Raw genomic sequence first — 24,494 nt, 5'->3', positions numbered from 1 at the left:
ATAGAATGGATTCATGACGACGGCAACGATAGCGGGCAGATCGCAGCGGCAGGCCTCGCGGGCGCTGACCGGCTTTGCGTGGGGTGTGCTGGGTTTCATGGTGCTGGTCGCGCTATGGGGCGCGGTGGTGCGAGCGACCGGTTCGGGCGCCGGTTGCGGTAAGAACTGGCCGCTGTGCAACGGCATGGTGTGGCCGCTGCATCATCCGCTGCTGACGACGATCGTCGAGTTTACCCATCGCTCGATGAGCGGCATCTGTACGTTTCTTGTGATCGCGCTCGCCGTGTGGACGTTCAAAGGGACGCCCCGGGGGCACCTGGCGCGTAAGGCTGCAACGGCGTCCGGCTTGCTGCTGCTGATGGAGGCGCTGCTGGGCGCGGCGCTTGTGCTGGGCGGGTGGGTTGAAAAAAATACCTCGGCCATGCGCGTGGTCATGCAGGCGATCCACTTTACCAATACCCTGCTGCTACTGGGCGCGTTGACGCTGACGGCGTGGTTTCTGGGCCGCGATCGCAGGGGTGTGGCTCCGGTGCGGGACGGCCGGCTGCTGGCCTGGCTTGCGGTCTGGGCGACCATCCTCGTCGGCGCCATGGGCGCGCTGGCCGCGCTGGCGGACACGATCTTTCCCACGACCGACCTGATGACCGGCCTGCGTGAGGACTTCGCCGCCAGTTCCCCGACGCTGGTTCGGATGCGCTGGCTGCATCCGGCGGCGACGGTCGTGGCGACAGTCTTCGTCGTGCTGCTGGCGATGCGGCTGACGGCGCGCTACCGGGCTATCCTGCTGGGGACGATTGCACTGCAGTTCGCGCTGGGCGGGCTCGATGTGCTGCTGCTCGCGCCAACCTGGCTGCAGGTGGTGCATCTGCTCGGGGCGGACCTGTACTGGATTGCGCTGGTGGCCTTCTCGGCGGATGCAGTTTGGCCCGAAAAGATAGAAGCAGATCCTCTTCGAAGATAAAATGCAACGAGAAAGGCCCGGCGAGATGAATGCCGGGCCTATGCAGTCGTGCGATCAGTCTAGTGATCGGCTGGTTTGCCGACGATCTTGTCGCCGACGTTCTCGGTGGTGTGGGCGGTATCCTTCGCGGCAACCTTCGTGCCGTGGCCGACCTTCTCCGCGCCTACCTTTGTTCCATGGGCCGTGTCCTTCGCCGCGACCTCGGTTCCGTGAGCGGTGTCCTTGGCCGCTACCTTGGTTCCGTGCGCGGTATCCTTGGCGGCTACCTTCGTACCGTGAGCGGTCTTGTGGGCGACCTTCTTGGTTCCGTGTACGGTCGCATGGGCGGCCTTGTCGGTGGCGTGGCCGGTGTCCTTCGCCGCGTCTTTGGTGTCATGTCCGGCGGCCTTCATGTCCTGACCGGCGGTCTGGGCGATGCAGGCGGTGGAGACGGAGAGTGTGGCGGCCAGAAAAAGTCCGGTAAGGCTGGAGATGCGCATGCGGTCGTTGTCCTTGAGGGATTACCCTACCACTGTAGATGCCGCGAAGCATCACTTCGTTGTATCGAAATCGAGATTCGAAGAAGCCGGGCTTGTAAGGTATCTTGAACGAGACTCGGCGCGCGTTTGCGGTCTGTTCATCTGCGCGCGTTAGTCTTCGAATACCTATGACTACGACCAAGCGAAGTGCGGTGAAGCAGGCGGCGATTTCCCCCAAGGAAGGGCCCGCGTTGCCGGCAGCTCTTCCCGCTCCGGCTGCGAAGAAGACGGTTGCGAAGAGGGCCGCCAAGACGACGACGCCCGAGCCGGTGGTGGAGAATCTCTTCTTCAGCCGCGACGAGAGCTGGCTGCGCTTCAACCAGCGCGTGCTCGAAGAGGCCGAAGATACCACCAACCCGCTGCTCGAGCGGGTGAAGTTCCTCGCCATCACGGCCAGCAATCTGGACGAGTTCGTCGAGATCCGCGTCGCCGGCATCCTGCAGCGGATCGAGGACGGATTCAACGAGCCCCAGCAGGCGGACGAGGGCGGACTGAATCTCGTCGAGCGGTTGGACCTGCTGAGCAAGCGCATGGCGAAGTTCGTCGCCGCGCAGTATCGCTGCTGGAACAAGCAGTTGCTGCCCGCGCTCGATGCCGCCGGCGTCCGCGTGCTGCGCTGGAAGGACCTGAGCGATGAGGCGCGGGCGCACGCGCTCGAGTTCTACGAGAACGAGGTCGACCCGCTGCTGACTCCGGTGACGATCGATCCCTCGCATCCGTTTCCGCGCGTGCTGAACAAGGCGCTCTGCATCTCGCTGCTGCTGCGGCACAAGCGTCGCGGCGCGGGCGGGGCCAAGCCGCCGTCGGTGCTGGGCGTGGTGACGGTGCCGCGTAGCCTGTCGCGGCTGGTGCCGCTGCCTTCACCCGAGGGCAAGGTGGACTTCATCTTCCTGCACGAACTGATCGAATCGCAGGTGGAGCGCATGTTCCGCGGCTACGAGGTGCTGGCGAAGTCTGCCTTCCGCGTGACGCGCAACAGCAACCTGTACCTGCAGGAAGAAGAGTCGCGCAGCGTGCTCGAAAGCGTCCGCGCGGAGCTGCACAACCGGCGCAAGGGCGACGTCGTCCGCATGGAGATCGAGTGCTCCGCCCCGGCCGAGATGATCGAGCGGCTGCGGGTGAACTTCGAGCTCGACGAGGCGCAGGTCTTCCAGACAGATGGCCCGGTGAATCTCTCGCGGCTGATGAATCTCTACTCGCTGGTGAAGCTGCCGGAGTTGAAGTACCCCAGCTTCTCGGGCAAGCCCTATCGCCTGTCGCCGAAGTCCGAAGACCTCTTCGCCGAGATTCGCAGACACGATGTGTTGCTGCATCATCCGTTCGACAGCTACTCGACGGTCGAGGACTTCATCGAGGCTGGCGCGCTCGACGAACATGTCATCACCATGAAGCAGACGCTCTACCGCACCAGCAAGGACTCGCCGATCTTCCGGTCGCTGATCGAGGCGGCGCAGAGCAAGGATGTGACCGTCGTCGTCGAGCTGATGGCTCGCTTCGACGAGGACTCGAACATTCGCTGGGCGCGCGAGCTGGAAGACGCCGGCGTCGGCGTCTTTCATGGCATCTTCGGACTGAAGACGCACTGCAAGCTCTCGCTGCTCGTGCGGCGCGACCCCGACGGCACGGTCCGGCGCTACGCGCACCTGGGCACGGGCAACTACAACCCCGTGACGGCGCGCTTTTATACGGACATCAGCCTGCTGACCTGCCGAACGGAGATCACGCGCGCGGTGCAGGCGGTCTTCAACTACCTGACGGCGGAGTCCGAAGAAGAGGTCTTTCCGCCGCTGCTGGTCGCGCCGCTGACGCTGGCCGACTCGCTGCTCGCGCTGATCGCCCGCGAGGCCGACCACGCCCGCGCGGGCCGCAAGGCCGGAATCGTCGCCAAGATGAACGGCCTGCTCGACCGCAAGACGGTGGAGGCGCTCTACGCGGCCTCGCAGGCCGGGGTGGAGATCGACCTGATCGTGCGCGGCATGTGCTCGCTGCGGCCGGGGGTGAAGGGGCTGAGCGAGCGGATTCGCGTGCGCTCGGTCGTGGGCCGGTTCCTCGAACACAGCCGCATCTTCCAGTTCGAAAACGGGGGCGAGACGGATATGTACTGCGGCTCCGCCGACTGGATGCCGCGCAACCTGTACGAACGCTGCGAGGTGCTCTTCCCCGTCCGCGACGCGGCTCTCGTGAAGCGTCTGCGCGAGGAGATTCTGGGCTCATACCTGAAGGACAATGCGAAGGCGCGTCTGCTGCAGCCGGACGGCGAGTACATCCGCGCGCCGCGCAACGGGCCTGCGTTCAGCTCGCAGGACTACCTGATGGGGCTGGGCGTGGAGAAGTCTTCAGCGGCGGATTGAGCACGCGCGGGTGAGTTCTTCGTGAGCTGTCGGCTTACAGTTGCTGAGCCGACAGCTCACGACCTACTGAACGATCAAGGTAACCGTGGAACTATGCGTGACTCCGCCGCCGGTGGCTTGAACGGTCACGTTGTACGTTCCCGCCGGTGTAGTGAAGTCGCGGTAGCCACTGCCGCAGCCGGTCGCCGAGGTGAGCGCCGTAGCCGTGACGATCAGGGCGAGCAGCGTTCCCAGGCGACGGCGACGCGGCACGACTGCGACCAGCAGCGCCGAGAGCACGGCCCCGCCGCTTACCGGTAGCCACGGGAGTCCCGGCGCGGGTGTGGACATGGCTACAAAGTGATCGTTCAGCTCGAAGGTCAGGATGGTCGAAAGCGCTGTGCTGCTGCCGAGCGTCGCGGTCGTCGGCGCGAACGCGCACTCGGTATGCGAAGGCAGGCCGGCGCAGGAGAACGTAATGTTGGCGTTGAAGAGAAGATTCGAAGTGGCTGTGAGGACGACACTTGGGTCGGTGGCCTCCAGACGGTTCGCCGTCAGTGTCTGCATCGCTGGCGTGAGGGTAAAGTCCGCGCCCGCCACGGCCTGCACCACATTGAAGGTTGCGGTAGCCGAGGTCGAGAAGCCGTAGGTGCTGTCTCCCGAGTAGAAGACCGCAAGGGTATGCGTGCCGAGCGCGAGGCCGGCGGTATGGAATGCGACGGAGTTGCTCGCGCCGGTCAGTGCGATGGGCGTGCCGGGGTTGCCGCCGTCGACGATGAGCTGCAGGATGCCGGTGGGCGTGGGCGTCGAGGGGGCGATGTTCGCCTGGAAGATGAAGCTGCTACCGGTCTGGATCGCCGCCGGGACGCCCGTGAGCGTGACGCTGGAGGGCGTGTTGCCCGGAGCGGTGATGACCAGCGTGGCGTTCGCGGCGTACGAGGGCGAATAGGTCGTATCGCCGGAGTAATAGACGCTGATGACGTGCGTACCGGTCTGTAGCGTCGTGGTCACGAGCGGCAGTGCGACCGCGCCGTTGACCAGCGGGAAGGCGCTGCCATAGAGTCCGCCGTCCAGCACGAGACGCGCCGTGCCGGTGGCGACAGGCGAGCTGGGCGTAATCTGCGTCTGCACCGTGACGAAGGTCCCCTGCACCGCGTGCGATGGATTGACCGTGATGACGGGCAGGCTGGACGAACCGGGCGTCACAATGCCGAAGTTGAAGGGCGCGGAGACGCTCGACTTCTCGGTCTGGCTGCCGGAGTAGACGGCGGTGAGGGTATGCTGGCCGGCGGTCAGCGGCGTTCCCGTGGCGGAGAGCAGGGTGCTCAGCGCGGCGATGCTCTCCGTCAACTGGGCCGAGCTGTTCGCCATCGCGACGGGCGCGCCGACGTTCTGGCCGTCGACGATGAACTGGATCGTGCCGGTGCTGGCGGGCTGCACGGTCGCGGCGAAGGTCACCGTGCCGCCGGGCTGCACCGTCTGGGGCGTGGCCGTCGCGGCGGTCACGGTTGCGGCGAGCGTCGTCGGCGTAACGGTGACGGTCGCGGCGTTCGAGGCTGACGGCAGGTAGTTCGTATCGCCCGGGAAGCCGGCCGTGATCGAATTCGCGCCAAGGGCGAGCGCGCTGGCTGGGATCGTGAGCGTTGCGGTGGCGAGGTCGTCGAAGGTGGTGGGATCGGAGCCGGAGATCAGCCGGCTGGTTCCGAGCGTCTTTCCGCCGGTCGTGAAGGTGAGCAATCCGGATGGGCTGAGGTAACCGAGGCTCTGGGTCGCAACCGTTGCGGCCAGAGTGAAGGTGGCGCCCGCCGAGACCGTGGCGGGCGTGGCGGCAACGGTGAGCGTCGTCGGCGCACGGGTGACGGTGACCGAGATGCCCGGCGCGCTGCTGGGGTTGAAGCTGGCGTCGCCCGTGTACGAGGCACTGAAGGCGTGTACGCCGGGCGCAAGCGAGTTGAGCTGCGCCTCGGTGTAGCCGAAGGAGTTCAACCGGTAGGTGCCACTGTCGAGGGTGATGCCGTTGTCGTTGAGCAGCACATTGCCGGTGGCGATGCCTTGCCCGGAGAGTCCCGCCACGCCGCTGCGCAGGTAGAAGACCGTGCCGTAGGGAGCCGTGGAGACGCCGGTCGTCGTGCCTCCGGTGATCCCGTCGTAGACGATTGCCGCGAGCGTGGTCGTGCTGCTCTCCGGGCTGATCGTGACCGAGACGAAGTTCGAATCGGAGGCCGCGTAGGTTCCGTCTCCGGAGTAGTGCGCGTCGACGCCGTAGGTTCCGCCCGGCAGATTGCGCACCGACGCGGTGTAGACGCCAGCGGTGAGCGAGCCGGAGTTTAGCGAGCCGTTCGCCGAGTCGGCGTTGAGCGAGACATCGCCCGTGGGCGTGCCGCTGGCGGCGGTGACGTCCACCGTCGCCTGGATCGCCGCCCCGTGGATGGCAGTCTGCGGCGTGAGTGTAAGAACGGCGCTGGTCGAACTGAAGCTGGCGCTCGACCACTGGTGGACGAGGTTTGCCGCGTCGACGCTGCCAAGGCCCGTGGCCTGGTCGTATCCCACGCCCGCGCTGTAGCCGCTGAGCGAGCCGTAGGCGCCGGCGCCGGTGCAGTTGGTCGAGCCGGCGACGCACGGCATCGCGTTCGTGCCGGAGGCGATGTCGTGGAAGACGCAGCTTCCCGCGGTCGCGCATGTGCTCGTCTGTTGCGCGGCGAGGTTATAGAGGACGTAGTTGGCATTGCCGAGGCGCAGCCCGGTCTGCTGCGAGACCATCGCCAACATGCCCGCAAAGGCAGGCGTGGAGATGGAGGTGCCGCCATAGCCGGCGAAGTCGGAGTAGGGCGCGGCGAGATTGCAGGCTTTGCCGTCCGTGTTGCGGCTCTGCTGGCAGACGACGTAGAAGGTGCCGTTCTGCCCCTGCGAGGAGAAGAGCGAGACATCGGGCAGATCGCGTACACCATCGGCCGGGACGCCCGTGCCGGCCTGCCACGCTGGCTTGGCGTAGCCGCCCGTGCAGGAGGCGACCGTCTTGCCGTCCGACGAGATGCAGGAGCTGGCGCCCCCGCCGCCGCCGCTGACCTTCAGCAGTCCGGCGGTTACGGCCGCGGATGTGTTGCAGCCGGGGCCTGAGGCGTTCGTGCAACTGTCGTTCCAGGTCGTCTCCGGGATATAGCCCTTGGCGGATGCCTGGTTGGCGTCGTTGGTTGCGTTGAAGTAGGACGACAGGCCGAAAGGCGCGTTGAAGTCCGTGCCGCCGACAGCGACGTTGTACGCCGTGCTGGCCATGCCGTTCACGGCGAGACCGTGCGTTGCGGGCGGCCCGAGGTTGGTGTCGCAGGCGGCCGAGCCGGAGTCGCCGGCCGAGAGCAGCACCGTGATTCCCTGCGCCGCGGCCTGCTGCCAGAGTGCCTTGTAGAACTGGTTGCCGGCTGTGCCGAGCGAGAGTTCGCACTGGCTGTAGCTGTAACTCAGGATGCCGGCTAGATTGTTGTCGACGATGTAGGCCGCGGAAAGATCCGTGCCAAGGCTCGTCTCGGTGCTCTCGGAGACGACGTAGTCGATGACGGCGCCCTTGGCGACGGCCGCCGCCCACTGGGTGTCCATGTCGCCCTGGGCCTCGTCGGACTTCACGCCGGGATTGGGGCCGTTGTAGATGATGTTGAGGTACTGCGTGCCGGTCGAGGTATTGGTCGAGCCAAGAGGCAGGTTGAAGAGCGTGCGGAAGGCGACGAAATCGGCCGGGTTGATGTCCGTATCGCCGACAACCGCGATGGTCTGTCCCGAACCGGTGACGCCCGCGCTCCAGAGCGGCAGCACGTCGTAGATGGCGGCGAAGTCGTACGGCGTGATGGTGTAGTAGGTCGTGTTGTTGGAGTTGATGGTAAGGTTCGGATTCGCCGCCTGCGCAGCCCTCCGCGTCGAGACCGCACCGGTGGCGTTGTCGCGGCGGAAATCTCCGGCCAGATGCGCGCCGGCGTGACGCGGCAGATTATTGAGTGACGCGATTCCTCTTACGACCGGCGCCAGCGCGCTCGGAATGGCAGGATCGGTGACGTTCGCATAGTGCAGTTCGCCGCCTAGGTCGAGGGTATGGAGCGTGGTGTGAAAGGCGTTCTGGACGGCTGCGACAGTGCCCGAGAACTCGATGAGGGTTCGTCCGGCGTTCGGCTGGATGCCGGTGAAGCCGTGTCCGGCGAGCCATGCGGTTACGATGGCGAGATCGGCGTCCGACGGACCGAAGCTGGCGCCGAACTGCTTCGGGGTCAACCACTGGCGATACAGGGTGGAACGGCTGTCCTGCTGGCGGTCGAGCAACTGCGTGAGCGCGGCGTCCTGATCTGCGCCGCGGGCGAGCAGAAGCTGAAGCCGGCGGACGGGCGTCGCCGGTGCGGCGGATCCAAGATCGTCCGCACCCTGGGGCAGCGGAACGACGTTGCCGGCAAGGGTAGTCAGGCGGGACTCATCGATCGGAGAGACGATGCGCTGTGCGGGACGGGTCGCCACCTGGCTGGAAAGGAGCTTCGGGGCCTGAGCCTGCGGCATCCGGCAGCTCGCCATGACTACGATGAACGCCAGAAGACTACGCACTGATTTCGAACCCGATACTGCCATGAGCGGGGGCCTGGACCTTTGCAAGAATTAGATCACGATTAACTGTAGGGTTGTACTGCACTGTTGTGGTTGCAAACCTTGGAAAGGTTTGTGGATAAGGCGGATGAGAGACGGCATGTTCGGTGTGGTGAACATGGATTCGCCTGGTTCCGCCCGGGTGAAACTCTTACCGACAAGCAGAACAGCAAACGAAGAAAGAGGCCACACCCCTTTCAGGGTATGGCCTCCAGGCTGTGGCCGGCTTTGCCGGGCCGGTTATTGGACGACGAAGGTAATGTTGATGTCGTGCGCGATGGGCGTTCCGCCGGTTGGGGTGCAATAAGCGGTAACGGTGACGTTGTACGTTCCGGGAGTGGTGTTGACCGTGCTGGTGGTCGTGCCGCCCGTCGAACCGCCGCTCGAAAGGATGGTGCCGCTTGAGCAGCCGGATGCGCCCAGTACGCCGACCGAGAGTACGGCCAGCAGAAGAGCGCTCCACTTGCGGCGGCGCGGCAGGGTGAGCAGCAGCAGACCGGCGACCGAGATACCGGAGCCTGCCGCATACCATGCCGGCATCGCCGGGGCGTTGGACGCCGACTGCACCGGCCCGAACTTCGCCTGACCGGTCGTGCTGGAGCTTGCGTAGGCGTACAAGGTGAAGTTGGTCGTGCCGTTGGCGGTCGAGGAGATGACGACCGGCGTGGTGGAGAAGGCATACGTGGCGTAGAGCGTGCTGGAGGTGGAGCTGGCCGTGAAGGCGACCGAGCCCGTAAAGCCGTGGAGCGGAGCGACGGTAATGGCAAGCGGTGTCGCCGTGGCCCCGCTCTTGACCGTGATGGTCGCGGCCGTGGGCGAGAGCGTGAAGTCCGCGGCGGTGGCGCTGGTGATGTCGATCTGCGTCGTGGCCTTCGAACCGGTGTAGTTCGTATCGCCGGAGTATGCCGCGGTGACGTTGTGCAGGCCGGTGGTCAGCGAGGCGGTCGCGAGCGTGTAGGTCGCAATGCCCGAGGCCAGCGTGACCGCCGAACCCGTGGCGACGTTATCGACCAGGAACTGCACCGTGCCGGTGGGCGTTGTGCCGGACGATGCAGCGGCGACGGTCGCGTTCAGGCTGATGGCGACGCCGGCGACCACGTTGAACGCCGACTCAGTAAGGGTGACGGTGGAGAGATTCGCGCCCGTCGTACTGGTGCCGATGGGAACGATCTGCGACCAGTAGTTGACCAGGTTGGTCGCATCGACGCTACCCCAGCCCGTGGCCAGGTCGTAGCCGGCGGTGGCGTTATAGCCAATGGAACCGCCACCCGGGCAGTTGACGGTGCCGGCGGTGCAGGGGTTGGAGTTGTTCCCCACGGTGACGTCGTGGAAGACGTTGCCATAGTAGGTGCTGTTGGCGAGGGCGTAGATGTACGGGTTGGCGTTGGCGATCTTCGTGGCGGTCTTCTGCTCGACGAGAGCCAGAAGCGCGGCGAAGGACGGCGTCGCGACCGAGGTTCCACCGACGACGTCGAGATTGCCGGCCGCGTTGCGGAATCCGTTGGTGCAGAGGCCCTGCGAGCAGAAGAGGTAGCCGTCGTGGCTGGCGGCAGCGTTCAGCGAGACATCCGGCACGTCGCGGGAGGAGTCGCTTGGAACGCCTGTGCCGACCTGGTAGGCGGGCTTGGTGAAGAAGGCGCTGGCGCCGCCGCCCCCGGCTGCGAAGGTGGAGGTGTAGCCGAGCAGAACGGTGTCGGCTGCCGTCTCGTTCCAGACCGCCTCCGGAATATAGCCCGTGGCCGATCCGCCGGTGGTTCCATTCGTGCCGCTCCAATAAGAGGTCGCGCCGGTAGCGGAGCCTTCGTTGAACATGGTGCCGCCGAGACCGGTGACATAGGGCGAGCTGGCGGGAAAGTCGACGGCCAGTCCGTTGACCGCGGTGGTGGCGTCATAGTCGCAGTCCGTCGCGCCCGAGTCTCCGGCCGGACCGACGATGGTCTGGCCCTGGACGTTCGCCTGCTTGAAGAGCTGATTATAAATATTCAGGTAGCTCGAACCCCAGTTGGCCTCGCAGTCGCCGTAGCTGACGGTGATGATCGGCGCCAGGGCGTTGTCGATGGCCTGCGTCATCGAGATGCCGATGACGTCGGTGGAGTTGACGAAGAGGATCGACGCGGCGGGTGCGACGGCGCCGGACCACTCGACGTCGAGCATGGCCTCGTCGATATCGTCCGAGCTGGTGCCGGGGTCCGTGCCGTAGAGCTTAACGGTGGGCGCGTTGGCGGTGAGGCCGGAGGCGGAACGGAAGGCGGCCGCGTCGGTCAGGCTGATGTCGGTCTGGCCCATGACGGCGATGGTGATTCCCTTGCCATTGATGCTGGAGTTGAGCAGCGGGTTCACGTCGTAGATGGTGTAGAAGTCGCCGGGCGCGATGAAGTGGCTGCCGCTGATGGACGACGTAAAGAGCGGCTTCGCCGGATCGGCCGCCGGATGCTGGATGCGGGCACGCGACTTCAACTTGAAGTCGTTGAGCCCCGTGATGCCGCCGACGACGCCCGCGATAGCGGCTGGCAGCGTGGGTTCGGAGAGGTTGCCGAAGTGCGTCTCGCCCTTGAGCGAGAGGCTATGGAGCTGCGTGCCGAAGGCGGCGTTGATCTGCGCGACAGAGCCGCTGACGGTGACGAAGGTTCCACTGCGCGCGGTCGAGGTGATGGTGAGGCCCTTCGAGGCGAGCCAGGTCTTCACCTGGGCGAGGTCCGACGCGGCGAGTCCGAACTGCGCGGCGAACTGCTCCGGCGTCAGCCACTGGCGGTATCGTGGCGAGCTCGGATTCTGCTGATCGGCAAGAAGCTGATCGAGCGCGGCGGACTGCGCGGCGGTCATGCTGAAGCGCAGCGTGACGGACGATAGCACCTGGTTCGCCGGCGCGGCGCCCAGATCGGTAGCCGCCTTGGCGCGGGGCGCGACGGTGTCCGCAAGCGAGACGCGCGCCTGGTCGTTCACGGCGGTGTTGATCCGGGGCTGCACGGCGGCGTGGAGGGATGGGATGAGGATGGAGGCCGACAGGATCGAACTGAAGACGGAACCGACGAGAGTTTGCCTGCGCATGGGGAGTCCTGACTTGTTTCGGTTTCGGGTGCACGTCTGCGAGGTCATCGGAAGAGAAAGGAATTCGCAGCTTTGCAGTCCACACGGTTAGACCACAACGGCAGGAAAAAGTTGCAGTTGCGGCAGAGCCAGAGAATGGCGCGATCTGGGCAGGAAAAGAGGCTGGGCCTTCCCTTTCGAGATGTGCCCAGCCTGCTGTGTTCCGACCTTCGAAGTATAGACCGGATCGCGCTACTGCACCGTGACCTGGTAGTAGTAGGTGTGTGCGACCTCGTTCGTGCCATCCGAGCCGACCGAGTTGATGGTGAGGACCGCGGTGCCGATCGGCGTTCCGCCGGTCGTGGTTCCACCTGTCGTGTTCGGCGATTGCGGGAAGGTTCCGTTGACGCAGCCGACTGTCCCGACCAGCCCGGCCGCGACCAGCGCCAGCAGCAGCGTGGGCAGGATGCGACGACGCCGCGGGAACAGACCGCAGAAGACCAGTGCGCAGGCGATGCCCGCCGCCAGATTCCAGCCCCGTCCGCCGGTGTTGGCCGCATGCTCACTGACCTGGGCCGACGACTTCACCGTGGCGATGGTCAGAATGGTGCTGCTGCCGATGCCGACCGTCGGCGAGCTGAACGAGCAGCCGATGGAGGCGCCGACCGGCGGGATGCAGGTAAAGCTGACGTTGCCGGTGTATCCGCCGATCGCCGAGGTGTTGACGACCACGGTGCCGGTGGTTCCCTGCGCCAGGGTCAGCGTCGCCGGGGTGAAGATGGCGTTGTAGTCCGTCTCCGCCAGGGTAAGCGAGTTCGAGGTGGCGGAGGCGAAGTTCGTGTCGCCGGCATAGACCGCGTAGATGACATGCGTTCCGGCTTTGAGGCCGGTTGTCGAGACCGACGCGGTCGCAATGCTTACGCCCGAGGCCGTCAGGGTGCTGGTTCCGATCAGCGTGGTGACGCCGCCGAAGGTGTCGTAGAAGCTGACCTTGCCGGTCGCAACGACTGCGCCCGCAGTGGTGGTTGCCGTGCCCGAGACCTGCGCGGTGAGGACGACGTTGAGACCCGAGACCGAGGTCTGAACATTCGAGGTGAGGGTAATCGTCGCGACCGTCGTGCCGGCGCCGCTGCCAACCGTGACGATCGGAGAGGTGCTGCTGGCGTAGATCGTGTCGCCGGAGTAGACGGCGGTGAGGCTGTGGCTCGTGCCAGTGACGAGAGCGCCCGTGAAGGTCGCCGCGCCGTTGCTGATCGTGCCGGAGCCTAGCAGCGTGGTGCCGTCATAAAACGCCACGGAGCCAGAGAGCGCCGCCGAGCCGGTGGACTGCGCGGTCGTGACGCTCGACAGCGTGTAGGCGCCGGTGGTGGTGGTCGAGGCCGTCGCCGTCAGGACCGTGGCGGTGCCGATCTTGGCGGTCGCGCTGACGACCAGCGGCAGGCTGACCGTGGTCGCGCAGGTGACGTTCGTCGTGGCGCAGGCGACGACAACCGTGTAGCTTCCGACGGTCGTCGGCGCGACGACGGGAATGTAAACCGTGCCAACGCTGGTGGTTGTAGCGATGGCTGCCGAGGAGAAGACCGTTCCGTTGCCGCCGGTGATCGTCGCCGTGACAGTGCCGGCGGGAATCGTGCCGGTGGGCGCGACGACCGATGCGGTGATGGTCGAGGTGGCGCCGGGCAGGACGGGCACATTCGGGACGAACTGCGCGATCAACGATGCGGTCGTGGTACTCGTCGCCGAGATGGTGACGCTGATGGCCGAACTGGTGCTGGACGCATAGTTGACGTCGCCGAGGTAGGTCGCCTGGACGGAGTTCGTACCGAGCGTAAAGGTGGTGACCGAGCAGGTCGCGATGCCCGAGGCGACCGCTGCCGTGCAGACGGTTGCGCCAGTGGTCGGCGCGATGAATTGCACGGTTCCGGTGACGACGGGGGTGGTGGCGCCGCTGGTCGGGACGACCGCCGCGGTCAGGGTGATCGGTGCTCCCAACGAACTCGTGGTCGGGTTGGCGGTCAGGGTGGTGGTGGTCTTGGCCGTACCGGTGCTGGTCGAGCCGGTGACCGTGATGGTCGACGCGCCGCTGACGCTGGCGGAGTAGTTTGTGTCGCCGAGGTAAGACGCCGTGATGATATCCGAACCGGAGGGCAGCGTCGTCACCGAGCAGCTCGTGGAGCCGGCGGTAAGGACGGCCGAGCAGATGGTCGAACCGCCGACGAGGAAGTTGACCGTGCCCGACGGCGGCGTGCTGTTGACGGTCGGTCCGACTGCAGCGGTCAGCACGACTGCCGTGCCCGCGACAGCGGTCGTCGCGCTCAGCGTCAGTTGCACGCTGGTGGCAGTCAGGCCTGAGCCCTTGTTCACCACCACGATCTGCGAGGTGCTGCCGGCATAATTGCCATCCCCCAGATAAACGGCGGTGATGCTGTGATTGACCGTGTTGGTGAGCAGCGACGTGGAGAGCAGCGCGACGTTGTTGTTGACCGTGGCCGAACCGATCGAGGTCGTGCCGTCGTAGAACTGGACCGTGCCGGTCGCGGCCGGCGCGCCGGTGGTCTGGGTGGTCGGCGCGATGGTCGCGGTAAAGGTGATGGTCTGGCCGAGGACGACCTGGCTGGCCGACGAGCTGAGCGTTGTCGTCGTGGCGACCGGCGTGGTGCTGCGGCTCAGCGCGACCGCGTTCGAGGTGCTGGCGTTGTAGTTCTGGTCGCCCACGTAGTAGGCCGTGATGCTGTGAGCGGACGATGCCGAGAGCTGGCTGTTCTGGTAGCTCGCGCTCGTGCCGTTCAGGCTGGCGGTTCCGAGCAGCACGGCGCCGTCGTAGAACTGCACCTGGCCGGTGGGCGCGGTGGAGCCGGTGCTGGCCGGGTTGACGGTCGCGGTGAAGGTGATGACCTGATTGGCGACGACGGTAGTAGCCGACGCGGTCAGTGTCGTGGTCGTCGCGATGGGCCCGCTGGTGGTCGAGTTGCCGGTGGTCGAGACCGTGTTGTAGTTCGCGTCGCCGTCGTAGGTCGCGGTGATCTGGTGAGTGGCGGTGCTGGGGATGAGGCCCGTGGTCGAGGTCGCGCCGTTCGAGAGCGCGCCCGCATTCAGGACCGTGCCGTTATCGAAGAAGCGAACGTTGCCGGTGGGAACGGGCGCCGTGCCCACTGCGGTCACGTTGGCGTTCAGCGTGACCTGCGCGCCGGAGACGACGGGGCTTGGCGAGTAGCTGATCGAGAGCAGCGGAGTCGCCTTCGCCACCGTGAAGGTCGTCGTGTAGGGGTTGTAGCAGCTAAAGTCGGCGCTGGTGGTGCAGTTGATCGACAGCGTGATGGTGCCGACGGTGGTGGCCGGAATGGTGATGGTCGCGGAAGAGCTGTGCGTGGTCGCGGGCGAAAGCGTCGCGCTATAGGTCGAGCCATTCGACGGCAGCGACGCGGTGACGACGCCCGTGGGCAGGCCGACGCCCGAGGCGGCGGTGTCGACGACAACGACGCTGAGCGTGCCGCCGATCGTCGCCGCCCCGGCGATGGTCGCCGAGAGCGTCGCGGGTTCGGGCTGGATCAGGATGGTCGAGGTCGGGCTGGACGAGGCGATATAGGTGGCGTCGCCGGAGTACTGCGCGCCGATGGTGTACGTTCCGCCGGCGAGCGTGTTGATCGTCAGCGAGCCGGTGCCGTTGATGAGCGCGACGGTGCCGAGATTCGTTCCGGTGGAGGTGACGAACGACACCGTGCCCGAGGGCGTCGCGCCGCCGGTGCCGGAGGTGACGGTCGAGGTAAAGGTCGTATTCTGGCCGTGGACAGGCGCGTAGTTCGTTGCGCCAAAGGAGGTGAAGCTGGCGCCGGCGCCGCGCGGGTACGCCTTGGCGAGGGTCGCCAGGTCGATCGTGCCGAGACCGCTCGCGGCCTCCCACGTGTCGGTGGCGCCGTCGGCCTGGGTGTAAAGCCCGGCGGTTGGGGCGAGCTTATAGAGGTTGGCGTTGATGTTGCCCTGGCGACCGGAGGTCTGGACGATGCTCGCGATGGTCTGGGCGAAGGCCGTGAGGCTCGATGCGGTGAGGTCCGGCTCATAGCGCAGCGAGTCCGCCGGAAGACCGGGTGCGGACTGCCAGTTCGGACGCGCCTCGATGGGCAGCATCGCGGTGCTGGCGAGCGAGCCGGCAGCGAGGATGGCCGTCGCCTCGGGCAGGCTGGCCGGAAAGCTCCCGGTTCCCTGTGCGCCGCAACCGCTGGTCGCGAGCACCGTGATTCCCTGCGCGGATGCCTGGCGCAGCAGCGTGCGGTACTGGTCGATCTGCGACTGGACGAGCGCGCTGGAGCAAAGCGCGGAGTCGACCGTGAGAATCGTGGCCGTGTTGGCGTCGACCAGCGCAAGCGTATCGGCGATTGCGCCGGCGGTGGTGGTTGCGGCGGTCGCAGTCTGACCTTGGGCTGCGACGTTGAACTTCACGCCCGACGGCAGGTTGTCCAGACCGGCGACGGAGCTGAAGAGCGCTGCGGCATCCGACGTGAGCGACGGGTCGGAGGTGTTCGCGTAGTAGAGGCTGCTGGAGGTCTGGAAGACATGCAGCGAGACGGCGAAGGCGGACTGGATCTGTGCGGCGGAGCCCGAGACAGCGATCTGCGTCTTGCCGGCGGAGACGGAGTCGACCGTCAGACCCTGCGCCGTGGCCCACGCGGTCGCGGCGGCGATCTGCGCGTCGGAGGCGCCGTAGCTGGCGGCGAACTGCGCCGGGGTCAACCACTTGTGATAGCTGGTGGAGGTAGGATCGATGAGCGCGGAGAGCGTTGCATCGAGCGCGGCGGTGCGGGTTGCGTCCGGCTTCAACGCCAACGTGACATGCACGGGTTGCGATGCGGGAACGGCGCCGGCGTCGGTGAGGTTCGAAAGCGCAAGGGTCCGGGTGGCGCTGGTCGTGAGCGTCATGCGCTCGGCGAAGGCCCTCGCCGGGGTGAAAACGGCTCCGGCCAGAAGCACCAGAGCGGCCACGGCAACGTGGACGGAGAGAGCGGCGCGACGAACCACCAGCATTTTAGTATTCATAGAAGTTAGGGAGATCGTTGCAGAGCGCACCCTTAATTACAACTCAAAAGCGGATTTCGGGGTACCCGCATTGATCCTACTTTTGTTGTAGAAATGGTGCAATTGCGTTTCTCGTGCTCTATCGCGAGTTAGGGACCGGTTTTGCACAGATTTCAGCCTTTGGTCGGAGTCTAACGGGCTGAGGCAGCCGCTTGGATATGATGTTGTCTGATGTGTGTGGAGGTTTTTGCTTGAATCGAAGCTGGGTGAGGTTGCTGGGAGGCTTTACGCTCTCGACGGTGCTGTCCGCGGGTCTGCTGGCGCAGGACATGGCGAGCTTCGAGAAACGGACGACGGTGAAGGTGCTGCCGAATGGCCTGACGTTGATCGTCTGCGAACGGCCGGAGGCGCCGGTGTTCAGCTTCCGCACGATCGTCGACGCGGGTTCGGCGGACGACCCAACCGGCGCGAGCGGCCTGGCTCACATGTTCGAGCACATGGCCTTCAAGGGCACGCCCGAGATCGGTACGACCAACTACCCGGCAGAAAAGATCGCGCTGGCGAAGGTCGAGGTCGCCTACGCGGCCTACGATGCGGAGTTCCGCAAGCGCGTCGGCCAGGATCAGGCGAAGCTCGCAAAGCTGAAGCAGGCCTTCGACGATGCGCAGGCCGAGGCCGAGAAGTATGTGATCCCGAACGCTTTTCCGCAGATCGCTGAGCAGAACGGCGCCGAGGGGCTGAACGCCTCCACCTCGCAGGACGAGACGCAGTACGAGTGGAGCATGCCCTCCAACCGGCTGGAGCTGTGGGCTTACATGGAGAGCAGCCGGATCGCGCACCCTGTCGAGCGCGAGTTTTATAAGGAGCGCGACGTAGTGCAGGAGGAGCGGCGGATGCGGGTGGACTCGTCCCCGATCGGCCGGTTGGCGGAGCAGTTTGCGGCGACGGCGTATGTCGCTCATCCGTATGGACGTCCCGGCACCGGCTGGGAGAGCGAGATCAGCCAGGTAAGCGCGACCGAGGCCGACGCCTTCCACAAGAAGTATTACGTTCCTTCGAACATCGTCGTCGCGGTCGTGGGGGATGTGAAGGCGTCGACCACCATGCCCGTGCTCGAAAAATATTTCGGCGCGATCCCGAATGGCGGTCCGAAGCCCGAGCCGATGACGACGATTGAGCCGCCGCAGAACGCGGAGAAGACCGTCGTCATTCAGGATGCGGCCCAGCCGTTCTACCTTGAGGGCTACCACAAGCCGGACTACCGCGACCCGGACGACTCGGTCTACGACGCGATTGCGGACATCTTCTCAAACGGTCGGACCTCGCGGCTCTACCGCAGCCTGGTGCGCGATCAGCATATCGCCGCACAGGCGGATGGATTTACGAACTATCCCGGCGACAAGTATCCCGGGCTGTTTGCCTTCGAGGCGATTCCCCTGCCCGGACACACGACGGACGAGATGCGGATCGCGATCCGCAAAGAACTGGAAAAGCTGAAGACCGAGGACGTGACCGACGCCGAGCTGGCGCAGTTCAAGAGCCGGACCAAGGCCGATATGCTGCGCGGTCTGGCCGACAACGACGGTCTGGCGACCCAGCTTGCCGAGTACCAGACGAAGTTTGGCGACTGGCGGCAGATGTTCAAGGAGCTCGACCGCGTCGACGCCGTCACGAAGGCCGACATTCGGCGCGTGGCGAACAAGATCTTCATCGCGACCAACCGGACGACCGCGGTTCTCGAACATGTGGACGCAGCACCGGCGGACAAGACGGGCGGCGCCCAATGACCATCAACGACAGGAGCGGAATGACGAAGTTTGCGTGGTGGCTGGCGCCGGTAGTTCTGGTAAGTGGTTTTTCGCAGACGGCGGTTGCCCAGACAGCCGCAAAACCGGCTCAAAGACCGGCGGCGGTCGAGCCGTGGAAGAAGATTCCCATCCCCCCGCTGCACGACTTCAAGCCGGTGCAGCCCAAACGGATCGAGCTGGAAAACGGCCTCGTCCTCTTCCTGCAGGAGGATCATGAGCTGCCGTTCATCGACGGCAACATCCTGATTCGGGGCGGTGGGCAGGAGGAGCCCGCGAACAAGGTGGGGCTGGTGCGGATGTATGGCCGCACCTGGCGCACCAGCGGTACGGCGGCGATGAGCGGCGACAAGCTGGACGATCTGCTCGCCGCGAAGGCTGCGACGATCGAGACCAGCGGCGGCAACGGGATCACCTCCCTCACCTGGTCGAGCCTGAAGGGCGACTTCGACTCGGTCTTCGGCTCGGCGATGGACCTGCTGCTGCATCCCGTATTCAAGGCCGACAAGCTGGCGCTGGCCAAGCGGCAGGCGACGGCGGGCATCTCCCGCCGCAACGACGACGCCGCGGGCATCGCCTCACGCGAGGCCGTCAAGCTGGTCTACGGCGCGAACAGCCCGTACGCCCGGCAGGTCGAGTACGCAACGCTCGACGCGGTGACGCTCGAGGACCTGCAGGCGTGGCACGACAAGACCGTCGTGCCGAACGACATCATCGTCTCGGTCGAGGGCGACTTCGACGGCGCGGCGATGGAGGCCAAACTGCGCGCGGCCTTCGGCGCTCTGCCCCGCGGCACGGCCATGCCCAAGTCGCAGATCGAGATTCCACCTGCAAGGCCCGGCGTCTACTTCGTCGACAAGGCGGACGTCGATCAATCGAATGTGTATCTCGCCGGTCTGGGCACGGAGCGCAGCAATCCCGACTACTATGCGCTCAGCGTCATGAACGAGGTCTTCTCGGGCGGCTTCGGCTCGCGCGTGTTCCAGAGCGTACGCACGCGGCTGGGTCTGGCGTATAGCGTCGGCGGCAGCTTCGGCGCGGGATACGACCATCCGGGAATGTTCATCACCGGCGCGGCGACCAAGAGCGAAAGCACCGTCGCGGCGACGCAGGCGATGCTGGCCGAGATCGCCAAGCTGAAGACCGACCCGCCGACTCCGTCCGAGTTGAAGAACGCCAAGGACCAGGTGCTGAACGCCTTTATCTTCAACTACGACTCGCCCGAAAAGACGCTGAACGAGCAGGTGACGCTCGCCTTCTACGGTTATCCGGCGGACTTTCTCGAGAAGTATAAGACCGGCATCGAGAAGGTGACCTCGGCCGACGTCGAGCGTGTGGCGAAGAAGTACATCGACGAGTCCAAGCTGGCGATCGTCGTCGTCGGCAATGAGAAGGATCTGGGTACGCCGCTGTCGAAGCTGGGACCGGTGACGAACCTCGATATCTCGATCCCCCCGCCGCCGGCGAAGAAGGCGAAGTAGCTATTCGTCGAGCACGCTGAAGAGGTCTGCGAGCGGAACTTCAATCTTCGTTCCCGGCAGCTTCAGCGTGCCGTCGGTCTGCTCGACCATGGAGTTGCCCTCGCAGACAATGGCGGTGCGATCTTTTGGATCGACGATCCAGACCTGCCGCACGCCCATCTCGACATAGTCCCGGACTCGCTGGCGCATGCCGTAGATCGTATCGCTGGGCGAGAGCACCTCGATGCAAACCAGCGGCGGATGGTAAATGATCTGTTCTTTTGGGGCGTCTGCGTCGAGAATGCATACGTCAGGCACACGAAAGCGCTCTTCTTTTACCTGTACGCGCAGTTCGGTCACGGCGCGGATGTTCCACTCACGCCGTCTGGGTCCCAGATAAAACATGAAGGCGCCCTGAATCGTCCCGTGATCCAACTCTCCCAAGTTACGCTCCTGTATCTCGCCGTCGACATAGTCCACGTCCGGGCGATAGGTCGTCCGGAGATATTCCTCGACGGAGATGAGATGGGTCGTCGCCATGGATGCGCCTCGTGCCTTCCATTATGCACCGCTCGCATCTTATTGATGACGCTTGCTGCATGAGAAGATAACGGGCGACGACTTTAAAAAGAGGTTCGAGGAATGGTTGAAACATCCGGGTTGGCGGGTTTTGCGATTGCGATCATGGCAGCGGGCAAAGGCACGCGACTGAAGTCGAAGCGTCCGAAGGTGCTGCATGAGATTGGCGGGCGCGCGCTGCTGCTGCATGTGATTGCCGCGGCAAAGACCGTCGTGCCGGCCGAGGATATCTACTGCATCGTCGGGCACGAGGCCGAGCGCGTGACTGCCGCCGTCAAGGCCACCGGCGTGCAGTTCGTCCTGCAGCCGGAGCAGCGCGGCACCGGCCATGCGCTGCAGATGGTGAAGGCCTACTTCGAGCTCGGCGGCCATACCGTTCCCGAGAATCTGCTGGTGCTCAGCGGCGACGTGCCGTTGATCCGGCCGGAGACGATCCGCGAGGTCTGCGAGGCGCATCTCGCCGCCGGCGCGTCCATGACGATCCTGACCGCCGTTCCCGGCAATCCGCACGGCTACGGTCGTGTCATCCGCCTGCGCGAGGATGGGCCCGAGGTCGCGGCCATCGTCGAGCAGAAGTCGCTCGCCCCGCACCAACTCGGCGCACCGGAGATCAACTCCGGCATCTACTGCTTTCGCACGGCCTCCCTCTTCGCCAAGCTCGACGGTCTTTCGACCGACAACGCGCACGGCGAGTTCTACCTGACCGACGTCGCCGCCATGCTCGTGGCGGACGGCGAGCGCGTCATTGCCGTGAAGGCCGCAAGCGTCGACGAGGTGCTGGGCGCGAACACCATCGCCGAGATGATGCATCTGGACGCCGCCATGCGGCTCGACTCCGCGCGCCGGCTGATGGCGCAGGGCGTCACCATCTTCCGGCCGGAGACCTGCGTGATCGACTCCGCGGTCACGGTCGGCCCGGACACCGTGATCGAACCCTACGTGCAACTGCTGGGCGCGACGGCGATCGGTTCGGACTGCCGCGTGCGCTCGCACTCGGTCATTCAGGATTCGGCCCTTGGCGATGGAGTGCTGGTGCGAAACGGCTGTATCCTCGACCACGCCGTGGTGGCCGATGCGGCGGTGCTTGGGCCTTACGCGCATCTGCGGCCCGAGAGCCGGATCGGTGAAGGCGCGCACGTGGGCAACTTCGTCGAAACAAAGAAGACGACACTGGGCAAGGGTTCGAAGGCCAACCACCTGAACTATCTTGGCGACGCGGTGATCGGCGACGGCGTGAACATCGGCGCCGGGGCGATCACATGCAACTACGACGGCATTCACAAGCACCGGACGACGATCGGTGACGGCGTCTTCGTCGGATCGGATTCGACGCTGGTCGCGCCAGTCACGCTGGGCGATGGCGCCTATATCGCTGCGGGTTCCTGCATTACGGAAGATGTGGAGCCGGGCGCACTGGCCCTGGGACGCTCTCGCCAGGTGACGAAGCCGGGCTGGGTGGCGGCGAAGAAGTCTGCGCGGGACGCCGCGAAGGGTTGCTAAAGCGGCAGTCGACGAGGTGACGAAAGTTTCCTGCGGGCCGGGGCGATGGGGTGAAGTCTCGCGCCTCGTTGCCGATGATGTGGATATCGCGCCTCTGCGCCCGGGTATCTCCCTGCATGACTGCACGCATTCTGGTGGTAGACGACGAATCGGCTGTGTGTCGTATCGTCTCGGCGCTGCTGGAGCGAAGCGGCTACGAGGTCGTCTGCGCACGCAACGCCGAGGAGGCTCTGCAGTTGATGAAAGAGGGCACGGGCTACGACCTCGTGCTCTCCGATCTGATGATGCCGGGCATGGATGGGCTTGCCTTGCTCGACCACCTCTGCGCGGATCATGCAGGAATTCCCGTGGTCATCGTCACCGCGGTACATGATATTCACGTGGCGACAAACGCCTTTCGGCGCGGCGCCATTGACTACCTGCTGAAGCCCTTCGACCGCGCGCAGTTGCTCAGCGTCGTAACGCGGGCGGTGGAGCATGGCCGTCTGCGGACGCAGAACGTGGTCTACCGGCAGAATCTCGAGGAGATGGTCTCCGCCCGCACGGCGCGGCTGCGCGCCACCATGCAGGATCTCGAACGCAGCTACGACATCACGCTCGAGGCCATGGGCGACGCGCTCGACCTGCGCGACGCGGAGACCGAGGGCCACTCCAAACGCGTCACGGCCTACACCATCGCGCTGGCGCGGGAGATGGGCGTCGGCGCGAACGACCTGAAGATCATCGCGCGCGGCGCCTTTCTGCACGATATCGGCAAGATCTCCACGCCGGACCGGGTGCTGCTGAAGCCGGGCAAGCTCGACCCCGACGAGCTGATCATCATGCGCGAACACTGCGCCCGCGGGTATGAGATGGTGCGCAAGATCCCCTTCCTGCAGGATGCGTCCGAGATCGTCTACGCACACCAGGAGAGCTTCGACGGCAGCGGCTATCCGCGCGGACTCAAGGGCGAAGAGATTCCGCTCGGCGCGCGCATCTTCGCCATCGCGGACACGCTCGACGCCATCACCTCCGATCGGCCGTACCGCAAGGGCGCAACCTTCGTCGAGGCACGCAAAGAGATCGAGCGGTGCTCGGGGCGGCAGTTCGACCCGGCCATCGTCCAGGTCTTTCTGCGCATGGATCCCGTGGGCTGGAGCGAGCTGCGCGCGGAGATCGCCCGCCTCGCGCCGAAGGCAGGAAGCCCGATCCTTTGCCGGCCCGAGGTTGCGTACGTCTAGCGGAAGCGCCTAGCATGACGGGTATGAAGATCCTGACCGGAGAACAACTGGCCGAGTTTTTGGCGCAAGAGCCTCAGTGGAGCCTCGCCGGCGGCATGATCGTGCGGGAGTGGGAGTTTTCCACCTTCCCCGAAGCGATCGCGTTCGTGGACCGAATCGCTGTGCTCGCCGAGGCGCGCGACCACCATCCGGACATCGACATACGCTATAAACGTGTGCGCCTGGCCTTGGTGACGCACGCGGCTAACGGAATCACAACGCGGGATACAGAATTTGCCCGTTCTGTGCGCGCCCTGCAGGTTTGAGAACTGTCCTAAAAACAGTAGATGGCGGAGCGCGCTGCAAGATTTTTCATAGAAATTGATGGAATTCCATATTTTTTCTTCCACTCAAGCGGTTGCGATGCTATTCTTTGACTACGGGCGAGATACCTCCCCGGAAACTTTGTTAGCCCCGAAACACTTTGGGCAGCTAACCACAAGTTGCGTCACTGGCCTCCCGGCATGAACTGATCACCGTTCATGCCGCCTTTTTTTGCGCCGGCAACGAGGTGGAATCCGGATGGATGCTTCCCTGCCGCTGTTTCTCTTCGCGGTTTATCATGGAAAGCATGAAGAAGCTTCTGGGATGTCTGGCGCTTGGACTTGTAACGATCGTGGCTTCCGCCCAGTGGGCAAACCCTGCCGACGACATTCCGGCCTACAACGCGGCGGCTCCCAGCCGGCCTCTGCCGCCGGTTCTGTCGGGCGCCCAGTTGACCGGTCCATACTTTTCGCATCCGTACCAGGTCGTCGCGTACAAGATGGCGGCGAAGATTCCCGGCGTGCTGCACCAGCAGCCCTGCTACTGCCGCTGCGATCGCGAGATGGGCCACAATAGCCTGCATAGCTGCTTCGAGGCGACACACGGCGCGGCCTGCTCGACCTGCATGAAAGAGGCGGTCTACAGCTATCAGCAGACGAAGAAGGGCCGCACGCCGGCGCAGATTCGCGCAGGCATCGAGCACGGCGAGTGGATGAACGTCGACCTCGAAAAGGCCACGCTCTAGGTGGGCTGGCTCTTCTGGGCGCTGCTCTCGGCCGGGTTTGCGGCGGCGACGGCGATTCTGGCGAAGATCGGCATCGCGGGCATCGACTCCAACCTCGCCACGGCGATTCGCACGACGGTGATCCTCGTCTTTACCTGGGCGATCGCGATTGGCCTGGGCAAGCACGGGGAGATCGCGCAGATCGGCCGGCGAAGCTGGGTCTTTCTGGTGCTCTCAGGCGTGGCGACCGGCCTTTCGTGGCTCTGCTACTTCCGTGCGCTGCAGCTTGGTCCGGCGTCGAGCGTGGTGCCGATCGACAAGCTGAGCGTCGTGATTGTGATCCTCTGCGCGTGGCTGTTTCTGGGCGAAAGCATGACGCCGATGAAGCTGGCGGGCGGCGGGCTGATTGCCATGGGCGCGCTCGTACTGGCTTTTGCATAACG

Annotated in this window: 14 protein-coding genes; 9 read left to right on the top strand and 5 right to left on the bottom strand. The window is 65.1% G+C overall.

From position 1 onward, the window contains the following. Positions 1 to 13 precede the first annotated feature (13 nt). Positions 14 to 961, top strand: a complete 948-nt coding sequence (locus CHB87_RS07315; RefSeq protein ID WP_089407757.1) for a COX15/CtaA family protein — start codon at positions 14 to 16, stop codon at positions 959 to 961. Positions 962 to 1,020: 59 nt separating this feature from the next. Here CHB87_RS07315 and CHB87_RS07310 read toward each other — a convergent pair whose 3' ends face one another. Then, a complete protein-coding gene (locus tag CHB87_RS07310) occupies positions 1,021 to 1,440 on the bottom strand; it encodes a hypothetical protein (protein ID WP_089407756.1) in 420 nt (139 codons plus the stop codon). Between the two features lie 167 nt (positions 1,441 to 1,607). Here CHB87_RS07310 and ppk1 point away from each other — a divergent pair, with 167 nt between their 5' ends. Next, a complete protein-coding gene (ppk1, locus tag CHB87_RS07305) occupies positions 1,608 to 3,830 on the top strand; it encodes a polyphosphate kinase 1 (RefSeq protein WP_089407755.1) in 2,223 nt (740 codons plus the stop codon). 63 nt (positions 3,831 to 3,893) lie between these two features. Here the strand turns inward: ppk1 and CHB87_RS07300 are convergent, their stop codons facing one another. The 3 genes from CHB87_RS07300 to CHB87_RS07290 form a co-directional block, all read right to left on the bottom strand. Beyond that, complete coding sequence (locus CHB87_RS07300) at positions 3,894 to 8,339, bottom strand: Ig-like domain repeat protein (protein WP_176441643.1); 4,446 nt, start codon at positions 8,337 to 8,339, stop codon at positions 3,894 to 3,896. A 324-nt stretch (positions 8,340 to 8,663) separates the two neighbouring features. Further along, positions 8,664 to 11,471, bottom strand: coding sequence for a protease pro-enzyme activation domain-containing protein (locus CHB87_RS07295; RefSeq protein ID WP_176441642.1), 2,808 nt, complete (start codon positions 11,469 to 11,471; stop codon positions 8,664 to 8,666). Between the two features lie 231 nt (positions 11,472 to 11,702). Continuing rightward, the gene (locus CHB87_RS07290) at positions 11,703 to 16,481 is read right to left on the bottom strand and encodes a beta strand repeat-containing protein (protein WP_089407752.1); all 4,779 of its coding nucleotides are present in this window, start codon (positions 16,479 to 16,481) and stop codon (positions 11,703 to 11,705) included. 230 nt (positions 16,482 to 16,711) lie between these two features. Between CHB87_RS07290 and CHB87_RS07285 the strand changes: the two genes are divergently transcribed. Together CHB87_RS07285 and CHB87_RS07280 are read left to right on the top strand one after the other, a co-directional pair. After that, positions 16,712 to 18,247, top strand: a complete 1,536-nt coding sequence (locus CHB87_RS07285; RefSeq protein ID WP_245817869.1) for a M16 family metallopeptidase — start codon at positions 16,712 to 16,714, stop codon at positions 18,245 to 18,247. A 20-nt stretch (positions 18,248 to 18,267) separates the two neighbouring features. Beyond that, positions 18,268 to 19,746: a M16 family metallopeptidase gene (locus tag CHB87_RS07280; protein ID WP_089408120.1), complete on the top strand. Its 1,479-nt coding sequence runs from the start codon at positions 18,268 to 18,270 to the stop codon at positions 19,744 to 19,746. Here CHB87_RS07280 and CHB87_RS07275 read toward each other — a convergent pair whose 3' ends face one another. After that, positions 19,747 to 20,265 (bottom strand): Uma2 family endonuclease, encoded by a 519-nt coding sequence (locus tag CHB87_RS07275; protein ID WP_089407751.1) that lies wholly within the window; start codon positions 20,263 to 20,265, stop codon positions 19,747 to 19,749. A gap of 102 nt (positions 20,266 to 20,367) precedes the next feature. Here CHB87_RS07275 and glmU point away from each other — a divergent pair, with 102 nt between their 5' ends. The 5 genes from glmU (at position 20,368) to CHB87_RS07250 (ending at position 24,492) form a co-directional block, all read left to right on the top strand. Next, positions 20,368 to 21,804 carry a bifunctional UDP-N-acetylglucosamine diphosphorylase/glucosamine-1-phosphate N-acetyltransferase GlmU gene (gene glmU / locus CHB87_RS07270; RefSeq protein WP_089407750.1) on the top strand — a complete coding sequence of 479 codons (1,437 nt, stop codon included), beginning with the start codon at positions 20,368 to 20,370 and terminating at the stop codon, positions 21,802 to 21,804. Positions 21,805 to 21,920: 116 nt separating this feature from the next. Then, positions 21,921 to 23,024: an HD-GYP domain-containing protein gene (locus CHB87_RS07265; RefSeq protein WP_089407749.1), complete on the top strand. Its 1,104-nt coding sequence runs from the start codon at positions 21,921 to 21,923 to the stop codon at positions 23,022 to 23,024. A 23-nt stretch (positions 23,025 to 23,047) separates the two neighbouring features. Continuing rightward, the gene (locus CHB87_RS07260) at positions 23,048 to 23,329 is read left to right on the top strand and encodes a 4a-hydroxytetrahydrobiopterin dehydratase (RefSeq protein WP_089408119.1); all 282 of its coding nucleotides are present in this window, start codon (positions 23,048 to 23,050) and stop codon (positions 23,327 to 23,329) included. A gap of 305 nt (positions 23,330 to 23,634) precedes the next feature. Next, positions 23,635 to 24,072 (top strand): CYCXC family (seleno)protein, encoded by a 438-nt coding sequence (locus tag CHB87_RS07255; protein WP_281252319.1) that lies wholly within the window; start codon positions 23,635 to 23,637, stop codon positions 24,070 to 24,072. Next, the gene (locus CHB87_RS07250; RefSeq protein ID WP_089407747.1) at positions 24,073 to 24,492 is read left to right on the top strand and encodes an EamA family transporter; all 420 of its coding nucleotides are present in this window, start codon (positions 24,073 to 24,075) and stop codon (positions 24,490 to 24,492) included. Positions 24,493 to 24,494 lie beyond the last annotated feature (2 nt).

Origin of the sequence: Granulicella rosea (assembly GCF_900188085.1) — a bacterium.
GTDB lineage: Bacteria > Acidobacteriota > Terriglobia > Terriglobales > Acidobacteriaceae > Edaphobacter > Edaphobacter rosea.
The sequence above is the reverse complement of the archived record's forward strand: the minus strand, read 5'-3'. Positions and strand labels throughout refer to the sequence as shown.

Excerpts from the sequence above, each read along its gene's own strand:
- CHB87_RS07315 (WP_089407757.1), top strand. The coding sequence starts at position 14 with ATGACGACGGCAACGATAGCGGGCAGATCGCAGCGGCAGGCCTCGCGG.
- CHB87_RS07310 (WP_089407756.1), bottom strand. The coding sequence starts at position 1,440 with ATGCGCATCTCCAGCCTTACCGGACTTTTTCTGGCCGCCACACTCTCC.
- ppk1 (WP_089407755.1), top strand. The coding sequence starts at position 1,608 with ATGACTACGACCAAGCGAAGTGCGGTGAAGCAGGCGGCGATTTCCCCC.
- CHB87_RS07300 (WP_176441643.1), bottom strand. The coding sequence starts at position 8,339 with ATGCCGCAGGCTCAGGCCCCGAAGCTCCTTTCCAGCCAGGTGGCGACC.
- CHB87_RS07295 (WP_176441642.1), bottom strand. The coding sequence starts at position 11,471 with ATGCGCAGGCAAACTCTCGTCGGTTCCGTCTTCAGTTCGATCCTGTCG.
- CHB87_RS07290 (WP_089407752.1), bottom strand. The coding sequence starts at position 16,481 with ATGAATACTAAAATGCTGGTGGTTCGTCGCGCCGCTCTCTCCGTCCAC.
- CHB87_RS07280 (WP_089408120.1), top strand. The coding sequence starts at position 18,268 with ATGACGAAGTTTGCGTGGTGGCTGGCGCCGGTAGTTCTGGTAAGTGGT.
- CHB87_RS07275 (WP_089407751.1), bottom strand. The coding sequence starts at position 20,265 with ATGGCGACGACCCATCTCATCTCCGTCGAGGAATATCTCCGGACGACC.
- glmU (WP_089407750.1), top strand. The coding sequence starts at position 20,368 with ATGGTTGAAACATCCGGGTTGGCGGGTTTTGCGATTGCGATCATGGCA.
- CHB87_RS07265 (WP_089407749.1), top strand. The coding sequence starts at position 21,921 with ATGACTGCACGCATTCTGGTGGTAGACGACGAATCGGCTGTGTGTCGT.
- CHB87_RS07260 (WP_089408119.1), top strand. The coding sequence starts at position 23,048 with ATGAAGATCCTGACCGGAGAACAACTGGCCGAGTTTTTGGCGCAAGAG.
- CHB87_RS07255 (WP_281252319.1), top strand. The coding sequence starts at position 23,635 with ATGAAGAAGCTTCTGGGATGTCTGGCGCTTGGACTTGTAACGATCGTG.